Annotated in this window: 15 protein-coding genes; 4 read left to right on the top strand and 11 right to left on the bottom strand. The window is 71.0% G+C overall.

From position 1 onward, the window contains the following. Positions 1-90: 90 nt before the first annotated feature. The 6 genes from QR77_RS25390 to QR77_RS25365 form a co-directional block, all read right to left on the bottom strand. Complete coding sequence (locus tag QR77_RS25390; RefSeq protein WP_236710803.1) at positions 91-567, bottom strand: DUF5990 family protein; 477 nt, start codon at positions 565-567, stop codon at positions 91-93. An 84-nt stretch (positions 568-651) separates the two neighbouring features. Next, on the bottom strand, positions 652-1,173 hold the full coding sequence (locus QR77_RS25385; RefSeq protein WP_040024404.1) for a hypothetical protein: 522 nt from the start codon (positions 1,171-1,173) through the stop codon (positions 652-654). Further along, positions 1,170-1,418, bottom strand: a complete 249-nt coding sequence (locus QR77_RS25380) for a helix-turn-helix transcriptional regulator (protein WP_040024403.1) — start codon at positions 1,416-1,418, stop codon at positions 1,170-1,172. Before QR77_RS25380 ends, QR77_RS25385 begins: the two co-directional genes overlap by 4 nt. 173 nt (positions 1,419-1,591) lie before the next feature. Then, entirely contained in the window at positions 1,592-2,581 is a 990-nt protein-coding gene (locus QR77_RS25375) for a malate dehydrogenase (protein ID WP_040024402.1), read from the bottom strand. A gap of 126 nt (positions 2,582-2,707) precedes the next feature. Next, positions 2,708-3,586, bottom strand: coding sequence for a DUF2690 domain-containing protein (locus QR77_RS42405; protein ID WP_052489047.1), 879 nt, complete (start codon positions 3,584-3,586; stop codon positions 2,708-2,710). A gap of 175 nt (positions 3,587-3,761) precedes the next feature. Continuing rightward, positions 3,762-4,982: an NADP-dependent isocitrate dehydrogenase gene (locus tag QR77_RS25365; protein ID WP_040024401.1), complete on the bottom strand. Its 1,221-nt coding sequence runs from the start codon at positions 4,980-4,982 to the stop codon at positions 3,762-3,764. A gap of 3 nt (positions 4,983-4,985) precedes the next feature. Here QR77_RS25365 and QR77_RS49840 point away from each other — a divergent pair, with 3 nt between their 5' ends. Then, positions 4,986-5,120, top strand: a complete 135-nt coding sequence (locus tag QR77_RS49840) for a hypothetical protein (protein WP_269084339.1) — start codon at positions 4,986-4,988, stop codon at positions 5,118-5,120. Positions 5,121-5,151: 31 nt separating this feature from the next. Here the strand turns inward: QR77_RS49840 and QR77_RS25360 are convergent, their stop codons facing one another. Both QR77_RS25360 and QR77_RS25355 read right to left on the bottom strand, forming a co-directional pair. Next, a complete protein-coding gene (locus tag QR77_RS25360) occupies positions 5,152-5,832 on the bottom strand; it encodes a DUF3017 domain-containing protein (RefSeq protein WP_040024400.1) in 681 nt (226 codons plus the stop codon). Positions 5,833-5,864: 32 nt separating this feature from the next. After that, positions 5,865-6,728, bottom strand: coding sequence for a bifunctional methylenetetrahydrofolate dehydrogenase/methenyltetrahydrofolate cyclohydrolase (locus QR77_RS25355; protein WP_040024399.1), 864 nt, complete (start codon positions 6,726-6,728; stop codon positions 5,865-5,867). Positions 6,729-6,981: 253 nt separating this feature from the next. Between QR77_RS25355 and QR77_RS25350 the strand changes: the two genes are divergently transcribed. Then, the gene (locus tag QR77_RS25350; protein WP_040024398.1) at positions 6,982-7,647 is read left to right on the top strand and encodes an RDD family protein; all 666 of its coding nucleotides are present in this window, start codon (positions 6,982-6,984) and stop codon (positions 7,645-7,647) included. A 210-nt stretch (positions 7,648-7,857) separates the two neighbouring features. Then, complete coding sequence (locus tag QR77_RS25345) at positions 7,858-8,490, top strand: hypothetical protein (protein ID WP_040024397.1); 633 nt, start codon at positions 7,858-7,860, stop codon at positions 8,488-8,490. A 139-nt stretch (positions 8,491-8,629) separates the two neighbouring features. On the opposite strand, the gene purH is transcribed toward QR77_RS25345, so the two are convergent. Then, positions 8,630-10,192: a bifunctional phosphoribosylaminoimidazolecarboxamide formyltransferase/IMP cyclohydrolase gene (gene purH, locus QR77_RS25340; RefSeq protein ID WP_040024395.1), complete on the bottom strand. Its 1,563-nt coding sequence runs from the start codon at positions 10,190-10,192 to the stop codon at positions 8,630-8,632. After that, entirely contained in the window at positions 10,189-10,854 is a 666-nt protein-coding gene (purN, locus tag QR77_RS25335; RefSeq protein ID WP_052489046.1) for a phosphoribosylglycinamide formyltransferase, read from the bottom strand. Before purN ends, purH begins: the two co-directional genes overlap by 4 nt. A gap of 282 nt (positions 10,855-11,136) precedes the next feature. On the opposite strand from purN, the gene QR77_RS25330 reads away from it, so the two are divergent. Then, positions 11,137-12,225, top strand: coding sequence for a hypothetical protein (locus tag QR77_RS25330; RefSeq protein WP_052489045.1), 1,089 nt, complete (start codon positions 11,137-11,139; stop codon positions 12,223-12,225). Here the strand turns inward: QR77_RS25330 and QR77_RS45355 are convergent. Beyond that, the coding region (locus QR77_RS45355) for a DUF6350 family protein (protein ID WP_236710802.1) at positions 12,215-13,187 on the bottom strand (973 nt) is incomplete at its 5' end. The genes QR77_RS25330 and QR77_RS45355 overlap by 11 nt on opposite strands.

The raw sequence follows: 13,187 nt of genomic DNA, 5'->3' as shown, positions 1-13,187 counted from the left end.
GTACGAGGACGATCCTCCGCCTTGCGATTGCACGCACCGACCACCGCGAGCCCGCCCTCCGGGCGGACGGCGGGATTTGTCAGACAGGCCCTAGCGCCGGGTCGCCGACCAGGCGACGAGCGGCGGGCGCACCGCGCCGCACAGCGGGTGGCCCTGGGGGTCGGTGAGGCCGAGCTTCGCCGTCAGGCAGCCCGTACGGGTCGCCGCCTCCAGGACTTTCGGCTCGACGGCGCCCAGCATCAGCTTGGCCCTGCGGAACATCGTGAAGAGCCCGACCTCGTCCACGGTGCCCCACGAGAGGTAGACGAACCGTCCGCCGAAACGGTTCTGCACGTAGCGGCCGGAGATCTCGATCCCCTCGGCGCCCGCCGAAGCGGCGCACTCCAGCGTCCAGGCCGCCGATCCGGCGTCCCCGGGGCGGGGATCGAGCACCTCGTCCGGGTGGTCCTTGCGCTGGACCCCGACATGCACGTTCGTCACTCCGCCGAAGGTGGGCCCGGGGCCGATGGCGCGGCCGGGCAGATCGGAGACTTCGATACGGATCAGCATCAACCCATCATCGTCCATGTCCGCTCCATGGCCTCGGCGTTCACTCCGGCGTGCTCACTCACCCGCGTGCTCGCTCCTCGGTGCGCTCGCTCCTCGGGGCGCTCACTCGTCCGCCGGTTCGTCCACCATCGTCAGACCGGCCACCCAGTGCGGCATCAGCCAGTGCACCACGAGCAGGGCGACCAGGACCGGCGCGAGCGCCGTCTCCACCCGTCCGCCGCCGAACCAGCCGATCGAACCGGTCACCAGCGCGGCGGCCAGCAGCAGGAGCAGGGTCGCCCGGTGGGAGCGCGCCAGGACGCGGTCCCGCTCGGCGAGTTGGCGCTCGTCCAGGACCCGGCCGCGCAGCTCCAGCAGGCCACGGGTGGCCGAGTTGATCACGCCGGTGGCGACGCACCACGGCAGCAGCACCACGGCCAGCACGACCACCGCCCATGTCCGGTCGAGGAAGACCGTCGCGATCCAGGCGCCGGCGCCCGCGACCGTCAGCGCGACATGCGCGCAGACGGTGGCGCGCCTGCGGGGAGCGGTGGAGTGGAGGGCCCTGGCCGCGCCCTTGTTCATCAGCGCCCGCATGCGCCGGTCGTACGCGGTCGCTGGTGCCGTCATCTCTCGTGCGGTCATCGCTGCTTCCTCCCGTAGACCTCGTCGGTGAGCGGGCTGAAGGGTTCGAGGGAGAACAGGGCCTCCACGGGGAGGCCGAAGAACTCCGCGATCTTCAATGCCAGGTCGAGGCTGGGGTTGTACTGGCCCCGCTCGATGTAGCCGACGGTCTGGTAGTGGGCTCCCACCGCCTCGGCCAGTTCCTGGCGGGACACCTTGCGCTCCGCCCTGACGACGGACAGCCTGTTGTGGACCTGCTCGCTCATGTATAAGAAGTACTACATTCGCGCGCAGGTACGCAACAGCCCGGCGCGATCGGCAGGTTCGGCCCGCTCAACAGGTACGGCACACGAAAAACGCCCCCGGCGTGGGCCGGGGGCGTTTCTGTGCTGCGGGAGCGAGCGGTGAGGCGGCGGAGCGGGCGTCTGTCAGACGGAACTCAGATCAGGCCCAGCTCACGCACGGCGTCACGCTCCTCCTCCAGCTCCTTCACCGAGGCGTCGATGCGGGCGCGCGAGAAGTCGTTGACGTCCAGGCCCTGGACGATCTCGTACGTACCGTTCGCCGTGGTGACGGGGAAGGAGGAGATCAGGCCCTCCGGCACACCGTAGGAGCCGTCGGAGACGACGCCCATGGAGGTCCAGTCGCCGTCGGCGGTGCCGTTGACCCAGGTGTGTACGTGGTCCAGCGCGGCGTTGGCGGCGGAGGCCGCCGAGGAGGCGCCACGGGCCTCGATGATCGCGGCGCCGCGCTTGGCGACGGTCGGGATGAAGGTGTCGGCCAGCCACGCCTCGTCGTTCACGGTCTCGGCGGCGTTCTTGCCGGCGATCTCCGCGTGGAAGATGTCCGGGTACTGGGTGGCCGAGTGGTTGCCCCAGATCGTCAGGCGCTTGATGTCCGAGACGGCTGCGCCGGTCTTCTGCGCGAGCTGCGAGATGGCACGGTTGTGGTCGAGGCGCGTCATCGCGGTGAAGCGGCCCGCCGGTACGTCGGGCGCGGCGGCGCGGGCGATCAGCGCGTTCGTGTTGGCCGGGTTGCCGACGACGAGGACCTTGATGTCGTCGGCGGCGTTGTCGTTGATGGCCTTGCCCTGCGGCTTGAAGATGCCGCCGTTGGCGGAGAGCAGGTCGCCGCGCTCCATGCCCTTCGTACGGGGACGCGCGCCGACCAGCAGGGCCACGTTCGCGCCGTCGAAGGCGACGTTCGGGTCGTCCGTGATCTCGATGCCCCTGAGTAGCGGGAAGGCGGAGTCGTCGAGCTCCATGGCGGTGCCCTCGGCGGCCTTGAGCCCCTGCGGGATCTCAAGGAGACGCAGCTTGACCGGCACGTCCGCGCCGAGCAGGTGGCCGGAGGCGATGCGGAAGAGCAGCGCGTAGCCGATCTGGCCGGCCGCGCCGGTGACGGTGACATTCACGGGAGTGCGGGTCATGGCGATCTCCGTAAGACATAAGAAAGCTGGCGGTGGGGGTCCCTCCCCTGGTGCGGAACATCTCGGCGTTTCCGGTCCGGCGCTGGTCCTCAGATCCGAATCTTGACGTGAAGAGATATCCGGCGATCAGGCTATCCGACCCGGGACCCCGGGCCGGGCCGGGGCCGCCGTACAACCGTCCTCGCCGGTCGCGAGCCGGGCGCACGCCCTCGCTCCCGCCGGGTCCTGGGCCACGGCCATGGGCGTGTACGCCTCCCCGCCGGCGTCCACCGCGCTGCTCAGCTCGGGCCCGGTACGCGGGGCGAGCCGCACGCTGTCGCCGGGAACGGCCAGGCTTACGCGGGCCCAGACCGCCCCGCAGGTACGGCTGTAGCGCAGCTCGACCCGCGCCGTACCGACGGCGGCCGAGGAGACGGTCTCGGCGGCGCCCTCGGCGCAGCCCATGGCCTGCGGGTCGCCGCCGGCACAGGTGGCGCCGGCGCACTTCGCAACGGTAGGGAGGAGCGGGTCCGTTGAGGTGGAGGGGGACGCGAGTGGGGACGGCGACAGGGACGGGGGTCGCGATACGGCCGGGGGCGCTGACGCGGGCGCGGGCCTCGCGACGGCCTCGCTGTGTCCGCTCACGCCGCCCACATCGGTCAGCAGCACGGCGGCGGCCAGCACCAGCAGCGCGCCGGCCAGCCCCGTGGCGAAGATCGCCGCGTTACGCCCGCCGTGGCCCCGGCGCCGCCCTTCACCCTTGTCCCGGGGGCACAGCGTGCGCGTGTCGGTCACATCGGCCAGCGCGTGGAGCGCGCCGTCGGGTATCTCGGAGCGGCCGTCCAGGTAGCTTTCCCACGCCGTCTCGCTGTAGCCGGTCCTGTCCGCCACCGTCGCGACGCTCAGACCGCTGCCGTCGACGAGCCGCCGCAATCGCCGCAGGCGCCGCATCCGGTCCGCGAACTCCTCGGGCTCCGGGTCGAGTTGACCCGGGTCGAGTCGCGCAGGGTCGAGTTCCTCCGCCACGTGCGTCCCCCTCGCATCGGTCGTACCGAGCGGCTTCGGTCACGCACAGTCTCGCACCCGTCACCCGATGATCACACCGGGCGGGAACGGTCACCTCCGTATCGTCCGCACCACGCGCCCCGGGCACCTCTCAGGTCCCGGCGGCAGACACCACAGACGCAGCCGCACCCGGTAATCAGGCGGCAGCGAGCGCCTTCCGGAGGTTCTCGTCGACGGCCGCCAGGAACTCGTCGGTCGTCAGCCATGCCTGGTCCGGCCCGATGAGCGACGCGAGATCCTTGGTCATCCGGCCGCTCTCCACGGTTTCGACACACACCCGCTCCAGCGTCGCGGCGAACGCGCTGACCCGGGGTGTCTCGTCGAGCGTGCCCCGGTGAGCGAGCCCACGGGTCCACGCGAAGATCGAGGCGATCGGGTTCGTGGAGGTCGGCTCCCCCGCCTGGTACCTGCGGTAGTGGCGGGTGACCGTACCGTGCGCGGCTTCCGCCTCGATCGTGCGGCCGTCGGCGGACATCAGGACCGAGGTCATCAGGCCGGGCGAACCGAAGCCCTGCGCCACGATGTCGGACTGGACATCGCCGTCGTAGTTCTTGCAGGCCCAGACGTAGCCGCCTTCCCACTTGAGCGCCGAGGCGACCATGTCGTCGATCAGCCGGTGCTCGTAGGTCAGGCCCCTGGCGTCGAAGTCCGCCTTGAACTCCGCGTCGAAGACCTCCTGGAAGATGTCCTTGAAGCGGCCGTCGTACTTCTTCAGGATCGTGTTCTTCGTGGACATGTAGACGGGGTACGAGCGGCTGAGGCCGTAGCGGAACGACGCGCGCGCGAAGTCCCTGATCGAGTCGTCGTGGTTGTACATCGACAGCGCGACCCCGGCCCCGGGGAACTCGTGGACCTCGACCTCGACGGGCTCGCCGCCGTCGCTGGGCGTGTACGTCATGGTCAGCGTGCCGGGCCCCGGGATCACCAGGTCGGTGGCGCGGTACTGGTCGCCGAAGGCGTGCCGGCCGATGACGATCGGCTTGGTCCAGCCGGGGACCAGCCTCGGCACATTGCTGAGGATGATCGGCTCGCGGAAGATCACGCCGCCGAGGATGTTGCGGAGGGTGCCGTTCGGCGAGCGGTACATCGCCTTCAGGCCGAACTCCTCGACCCGCGCCGTGTCCGGCGTGATCGTGGCGCACTTCACCCCGACGCCGTGCTCCTTGACGGCGTTGGCGGCGTCGACGGTGACCTGGTCGCCGGTGGCGTCGCGGTTCTCGATGGCCAGGTCGAAGTAGGCGAGATCGATGTCCAGGTACGGCAGGATCAGCCGGTTCCTGATGGCGGACCACATGACCCGGGCCATCTCGTCACCGTCCAGCTCGACGACCGGGTTGGCTACCTTGATCTTGGCCATGGGGTGGCACGTCCGTCCTTCTCGCGCTCCGGCGGCCGGGTCGGCGAGGGCATGCCGTCGACCGAGGAGGCCGGAGAACCGTCGATATATCTCGCCATCAAGATACTCGACGGCGCGCCGGAGCCCGCGAACTCGTGAACCCGTGAAGCCGTGAAACCCGTGAACCCGCCTACGGGACGGTCGAGTGGACGATGTCCTCCAGGAACGGGATCTCCAGCCAGGGCCTCGGCTGGGTCATCAGCGAGAGCATCACGATCAGCAGACCGAGCAGCCCGTACGTGATCATGTCGGTGAAGCGCGAACGCACCGCCAGCATGCCGACCGAGGGCACCATCCGGCGCAGCACGGCGGCGCCGATCAGGGCGATGCCGACCATTATCGTGCCGATCCGGAACGCCTCGCTGAACGGGTGCAGCCCGACGATCACCAGGCCGAGCGCCGTCAGACCACCCACGCTCAGCAGCGGCCACTGCCTGGCGGGGGCCGACGCGTCGCTCGCCGCCGCCCGGCCACCGCCCTCGGGGCGTGCGGTGCTCTGGGTGACGACCTCCGGGTCCGCGTCTATGCGGTCCGAATCGTCGATCCCCGGCGCCGCACCGATCCCGGCACCGTCCCCGGGGTCGGCCACGGTGCCGGCCTCGGGCTCGACCACGGGGTCGATGCCGCCGGCCGGGAACGGCCCCGCACCGCCCGCAGGCCCTGAGGCGGGCGCGGGGGCGGCATCCCCGGACATCGCCGCCGTCACGGCCGGAGCCGGCGACACCGGCGACACCGCCGACACCGCTGACGCGTCCGACACGTTCGGGGCGTCCTGCGCCCCCGCGTCGCCCGCGCTCGTACCAGCACCCATGGGGTTCCGTCCCTTTCCCGAATGTCGGTGACTCAGTGCCCGGCCTGGACCGTGCGCTCGGCCGCCTCGACCACATTGACCAGGAGCTGCGCGCGGGTCATCGGACCGACGCCGCCGGGGTTCGGCGAGATCCAGCCGGCCACCTCGGCGACGCCCGGGTGGACGTCCCCCACGATCTTGCCGTTCTCGTCCCGGCTGACACCGACGTCCAGGACGGCAGCCCCCGGCTTCACGTCCTCGGGCTTGACGATGTGCGGCACCCCGGCGGCGGCGACGATGATGTCGGCCTCCCTGAGCTGCGCCGACAGGTCGCGGGTGCCGGTGTGGCACTGCGTGACCGTCGCGTTCTCGGACTTACGGGTGAGGAGCAGCGGGATCGACCGGCCGACGGTGATACCGCGTCCGACGACGACCACATGGGCGCCGTTGATCTCGACGCCGTGGTGGCGCAGCAACTGGATGATGCCGTACGGGGTGCAGGGCAGCGGCCCTGTCTCGTTCAGCACCAGCCGGCCGAGGCTCATCGGGTGCAGCCCGTCGGCGTCCTTCTCCGGGTCCATCAGCTCCAGCACCCGGTTGGTGTTGATGCCCTTGGGCAGCGGGAGCTGCACGATGTAGCCCGTGCACTCGGGGTTCGCGTTCAGCTCCCTGACCACGGCCTCGATGTCCTCCTGCGAGGCGGTGTCGGGCAGCTCGCGCTGGATGGAGGCGATGCCGACCTCGGCGCAGTCGCGGTGCTTGCCGTTGACGTACCAGCGGCTGCCTGGGTCGTCCCCGACGAGCAGCGTCCCCAGGCCGGGCGTGACGCCGCGGGTCTTGAGGGTCGCCACGCGGGCGGTCAGATCGGACTTGATCGCGGCTGCGGTGGCCTTGCCGTCGAGAATCTGGGCGCTCATGCACCCATCCTCGCGGATGACCCCTCCCCTGTTCCAATCCGGTGTCCCGTCCGGTCTTCCCTCCGGCGTTCCGGCCCCGTCCCCTTGCATGTCTACCGAGCAATCACACAAAAGAGTGAACCCGCCCAGCAGCAGGTTTCCCTTGTGCAACGCCTGTACCCGGAACCTGGACAGCAGGTCACCCGCAGCCGGACGATATGGCGCGCGGATGATCACATACGCGCCCGCATCCAGCACGGAGGAACGTCCTCAGATGAGCTTCGGCGCCCCCAACCCCCCGTACGGGCAGCAGCCTCCCGGCCCGCAGTACGGAGGCCAGCCCGGCTACGGCGCTCAGCCCGGCTACGGCGGCCAGCCCGGGTACGGCTACCCGCAGACGCCGGGCCTCCCCGGCAACATCGAGCTGGCCTCGATGGGCCGCCGCCTCGCCGCCCGCCTCATCGACAGCGTCGCCATCGGCATCGTGTACGGCATCCTCATCGCGATAGGCATCACGGGAACCGTCACCACCGTGAAGGACGCCACAGCGGCCTGCGACGCCAACTCGCCCACGTACCAGCAGTGCCTCCAGGACAACCTCCAGTCGAACGGCGCGGGGAGCCTGTTCGCCGGTCTGGCGACCGCGTTCGCCGTGATCGGCCTGACCACGCTGTTCTACGAGTGGCTGATGGTCTCCCTCGCCGGCGGCACGCTCGGCAAGCTCGTGCTCGGTGTCCGCGTTGTGAAGGAGTCGACCGGCGAGAAGCCCGGCGTCGGTCCCGGCTTCGTGCGCTGGATCATCCCGGCCGTCGGCGGCTTCTTCTGCGGGATCGGCACGCTGCTGGTCTATCTGTCGCCGTTCTGGGACAGCGCCGACAGGAACCGTGGCTGGCACGACCGGATCGCCAACACCATCGTCATCAAGAAGCCCGGAAGCTGACTGTTCCCCGGCCTCACCGGCCCGCGTGCGGCTTCCCGTTCTGATGTTGCGCTTATACAACGCATACGCGAAACGGGTGGACAGGAGGTCGCATTCAATACCACGATGTCCGCGCAGAGCGCGGCCGGCGTCGGGGGGCAGACCGCTCATTCTTGTGAAGCCTCCACGTGGGTCGCGTCGTCCCCGCACCACCGACGGAGGAATCCCGCAATGAGCTTCGGCGACCCGAACAATCCCTACGCACAGCAGCCGGGCCAGCCGGGGCAACCGGGTCAGCCCGGCCAGCCCCCGCAGCAGCCGGGATACGGCTACCCGCAGGGCCAGCAGCCCCCGGCGCAGCCCGGTTACGGCTACCCGCAGGCGCCCCCGGTCCAGCCGTACGGCGCCGGTGGCTACCCGACGGGACCGGCCGAGATGCCGGGCGGTGTCAAGGCGACCCGCGTCTTCCTCTGGGTCCTCGGCGGCCTGAGCCTGGTCGGCGCCGTGTTCCTCTTCATCGCCGCCGTCGCCCTCAACGCGGCCAAGGACAACGACGAGTTGCAGGACAACTCGCAGTTCCAGGACCTGGTGGACAAGTCCAACGGCATCCTGTGGACCATGGCCGTCATCGCGCTGATCTGGGTCGTCGTCTCGATCGTGCTGGCCGTCAAGATCAAGAACCGCGGCGGTGGCCTCCGTACGGCCATCATCGTCTACAGCGCCCTGACGATCGTCCTCGCGATCTACCCGTTCGGCTTCGTCCTGGGCATCGTGCACCTCGTGCTCGGCATCCTCGCGATCATCTTCGTCGCGAAGTCGGACGGCGCCGCGTGGTTCAAGGGCGCCCCGCAGCAGCAGTACTGACGGGCGTGTTCGGCGGAACACGCTGACTGAAACACGTTCATGGCACGAAGGCCGTAACGCCCGTCCGGAGGACGGGTATTACGGCCTTCTGCGTTCCCGGGCGCGTTCCCGGGTCGGTGGCTCAGTGGAAGTCGGTGACTCAGTGGAAGAAGTGCCGCGTCCCGGTGAAGTACATCGTCGCTCCGGCCTTCTTCGCCGCCTCGACCGCCAGCTCGTCGCGGACCGAACCGCCCGGCTGTACGACCGCCCTGACGCCCGCGTCCAGCAGGATCTCCAGGCCGTCGGGGAACGGGAAGAACGCGTCGGACGCGGCGTACGAGCCCCGTGCGCGCTCCTCGCCGGCCCGCTCGACGGCGAGCTTCGCCGAGTCCACACGGTTGACCTGCCCCATGCCGACGCCGACCGAGGCACCGCCCTTGGCGAGCAGGATCGCGTTGGACTTGACCGCGCGTGACGCCTTCCAGGCGAAGGCCAGTTCGCGCAGCTCGGCCTCGGACAGCGGCTCACCGGTGGCGAGCGTCCAGTTGGCGGGGTCGTCGCCGTCGGCCTGGAGCCGGTCGGTGACCTGGAGCAGCGCACCGCCGTCGATCGGCTTGACCTCGACGGTGGCCGAGGGCGCCTCGGGGCAGCGCAGCACGCGGATGTTCTTCTTGCGGGCCAGCACCTCGACCGCGCCGTCCTCGTAGTCGGGGGCGACGATGACCTCGGTGAAGATCTCGGCGACCTGCTCGGCCATCGCGACGGAGACCGGACGGTTGACCGCGATCACCCCGCCGAAGGCGGACAGCGGGTCGCAGGCGTGGGCCTTACGGTGCGCCTCGGCCACATCGCCGGCGATCGCGATCCCGCACGGGTTGGCGTGCTTGATGATCGCGACGCAGGGCTCGGAGTGGTCGTACGCGGCACGGCGAGCGGCGTCGGTGTCCGTGAAGTTGTTGTACGACATCTCCTTGCCGTGGAGCTGCTCGGCCTCGGCGAGGCCCCCGGAGGCGGAGGTGTAGAGCGCGGCCGGCTGGTGCGGGTTCTCGCCGTAGCGGAGCACGTTCTTGCGCTCGTAGGTGGCGCCGAGGAACTCGGGGAAGCCCGAGTCGTCGGCCGCCGCGTAGTCGTCGGCGAACCAGGAGGCGACAGTCACGTCGTACGCGGCGGTGTGCTTGAACGCCTCGGCGGCGAGCCGCTTGCGGGTCGGCAGGTCGAAGCCCCCGTCCCGTACGGCGCCGAGCACGTCCGCGTACCGCTCGGGGCTGGTGACGACCGCGACCGACGGGTGGTTCTTGGCGGCGGCGCGGACCATCGAGGGGCCGCCGATGTCGATCTGCTCGACGCACTCGTCGGGCGTCGCGCCGGAGGCGACGGTCTCGCGGAACGGGTAGAGGTTCACGACAACGAGGTCGAACGGCTCGATGTCCAGCTCGGCCAACTGCTCGCGGTGCGAGTCGAGTCGCAGGTCGGCGAGGATGCCGGCGTGCACACGCGGGTGCAGCGTCTTCACGCGGCCGTCCAGGCACTCGGGGAAGCCGGTCAGCTCCTCGACCTTGGTGACGGGCACGCCGGCGGCGGCGATCCGGCCGGCGGTCGAGCCGGTCGAGACCAGGGTGACGCCCGCCTCGTGGAGTCCACGGGCCAGCTCTTCCAGGCCCGTCTTGTCGTAGACGCTGACCAACGCGCGGCGGATCGGCCGCTTGGTACCTTCGGCGGTCACTGGATCGTTACCTTTCGTCCCTCAATGCGGTAGCCGTGCCGGGCCAGACGCCCCACGACATCGACGAGCAGCCTTCGCTCGACGTCCTTGATGCGCTCATGCAGCGCGACGCCACCGTCCTCGTGATCCTCGTCCCGGATCTCGACCACGTCCTGGGCGATGATCGGGCCGGTGTCGACGCCGTCGTCGACGAAGTGGACGGTGCAGCCGGTGACCTTGGCGCCGTACGCGAGCGCGTCGCGTACGCCGTGGGCACCGGGAAAACTGGGCAGCAGGGCGGGGTGCGTGTTGACGACGCGCCCCCCGAACCGCGCGAGGAACTCCTTCCCCACGATCTTCATGAAGCCGGCCGAGACGACCAGGTCGGGCTCGTGGGCGGCGGTCGCCTCGGTGAGTGCGGCGTCCCACTCGGCGCGGGTGGCGTGGTCCTTGACCCGGCACACGAAGGTCGGCAGCCCGGCGCTCGCCGCGCGGTCGAGGCCGGCGATGGAGCCGCGGTCGGCGCCGACCGCGACGATCTCGGCCCCGTACGCCCCGGGATCGTCGCCGACGGCGTCGATCAGCGCCTGGAGATTCGTGCCGGATCCCGAGACCAGTACGACGAGCCGTGCGGGTCGTTCGGGTCGCGCTGCCGGGCGGGCGAAGGGGGGCGGGGAGGCCACGGCGGGCGCCTTTCTCGTCAAACGGGCACGTCCCGGCGGCTCGGAAGCGGCTCAGGGGCGGCCGGTGGCGGCTTTGTGTGGTCGTACGAACGAATCGCGCCCCCGTATACGGGGAACTCTACGAAGAGGCCGACCGTCAGCAACGATACCGGCACACCAAGCGGCCCCCACGGGACGGGGGCCTTGCCGGGAGGTAGCGTGCGGGGACAGGGTTCCGTCTCCAGACGGTCCATACGAGACAAGACCCTCGCGCACTGGGTCTGAGGGGAAGACGTTCACCAGATGCCGGACCGACGCCGCCGCACGGCACTCCACCTCCCGCAGCCCGCTGGGCTGGTGCTGCTGCCACGGGAACGCCAGTCCTCTTCCACCGGCTCCTCGGGGTCTTCAGGGTCCTCGGGGTCCTCCGGATCGCCCTCCGGATCGGAAGGCTCCTCTGGGTCTTCGGGGTCCGACGGGGCCTCGGGGTCCGGTGGCTCTTCAGGGTCGGGTGGCTCCTCGGGTCCCTCCGACGACAACCCGTTCGCTCCGCCGCCCGAGGGCAGGCCGGACCAGCCGTGGCAGCCTCGCCGCCCCGAGAACGGCGGCCAGGAGGACGGCGGTCCTGGCTCCGGCCAGGACAACTCGTCCTGGGGCAGTCAGTGGAGCAGCCACCAGCCGGGACGCTCCTCGGACGGATTCGGACACCGGCCGGGCGCCCACAGCGGTCAGAACCGGCCGAGCGGGCAGAACAATCCGAACAGACCGGGCAACCAGAACGGCCGGAACGGTCAGAACGGCGGCCAGGACGGTCCCGAGAGCGGTCGCGGCGGTCTGCGCTGGGACCCGACAGACCCGTCCCAGCGCCGCGCCAGGTACGCGCTGCTCTCCGGGATGTGGGCGTTCTTCTTCGCGCTCTTCGACTTCCCCCAGATCGCGCTGCTGCTCGGGGCGCTCGCGCTCTACTGGGGCGTCAGCTCGCTGCGCAACAAGCCGCAGCAGTCGTCCCAGTCCAAGCAGTCGGCGTCCGTCGACGCGCTGACCGGCCGGGCGGGTACGGCGGTCGACACCACGCCTCCGCTCCCGGCGCACGCGCCGGCGCAGGCACCGGGCCAGGCGGCACTGGGACAGGCGTCGGGCCACCCGGCGCCCCAGGTGCCGCCGGCGCCCGGCGCGCTCCCGTCCTCGGGCCGGCCGCAGCTCACGGCGGCCGTGAGCGGGCTGGTGACCGCGGTGCTGGCGCTGGTGATCGTGGCGGCGACCTTCACCGTGCAGCTCGCCTACCGCGACTACTACGCGTGCGTGAACGACTCGCTGACCAAGACGGGGCAGCTCTCCTGCAACTCGGAGCTGCCGGACTCGCTGGTGCCGATCTTCGGCGTCAAAGAGTAACGGGTCCCTGACCGTTGCCCGAGCCGCCCCCTCCGGATGTTCTCCCGGAGGCGGGCGGCTCTCGCACGAGTACGGGCCCGGGTACGGCTACGGCGACCGGCTCGGGTTCGTCTTCGGCTTCGATCTCCGCTTCCGGTCCTGGCTCCGATGTCGCTCCGGCTCCGGCTCCGGCTCCACCCTCCGGTTTCGGTTCCGCCTCCGCCTCCGCCGCGCCCGCGAAGACGTACGCACCGCGCCGGCCCAGCAGCCAGTGCCACGAGTTCCGCCGCCACGGCGCCCACCACGCCGCGGGCTTGACGCCGCCCGCCGCCATGGCCTCGACCAGCGGGCCGGCCTCCCTGCACTGCCCGCGCAGCCGCCAGAGCCGTACCAGCAGCGCCGCCGGTACGCCGACGACCGCCGTCCACGCCAGCGCGGCCCCGCCCGCCAGCCACCACGAGGGCCCGAGCGCGGCCAGGTCGTCGTTGCCCATCGGACCACCGGACAGCGCCGCCAGAGCCGCCGTCAGCACTCCGCACCCCACGCTCCCGATGGCCGCGGTGACGGCGGTGTCGCGCGGGCCCCAGGCCTCTTCCCGTACGGCGAAGGGCGGCGCCGCGAGCCGTAGCGTGAACCAGGCGACCACCAGCCCCGCCGCCACGGGAACCGCTGCCGCGCCCCAGTTCAGGGTGGTGACATGCGCGTCGGGGACCGCGAGGAACAGCGGGAACGGCGGCACCGTCGGCGTACCGGTGGACCCCAGCGGCGAGACCGTCGCCGCCGTACCGAGCGCGAAGCCGGGCCCGAGGGCGTACGCGGCCCCCCACACCGCCGCGTTGGGCACCAGCGCGAGCGCGAGCAGCAGCAGGGCGCACCGCCCCGACCAGTCCCGCGCGAGCCCCAGGAACGACGTCTGCGCCGTGTCGCCGTGCCACACCAGCGCGATCCCGACGAGGACCGCCCCGCCGCCGAGCAGTACGGCC

The organism is Streptomyces sp. 150FB (assembly GCF_000818195.1).
In the GTDB taxonomy this organism is placed as follows: domain Bacteria; phylum Actinomycetota; class Actinomycetes; order Streptomycetales; family Streptomycetaceae; genus Streptomyces.
Note: the sequence above shows the minus strand (reverse complement) of the source record. Positions and strands in the feature narration are given on the sequence as shown.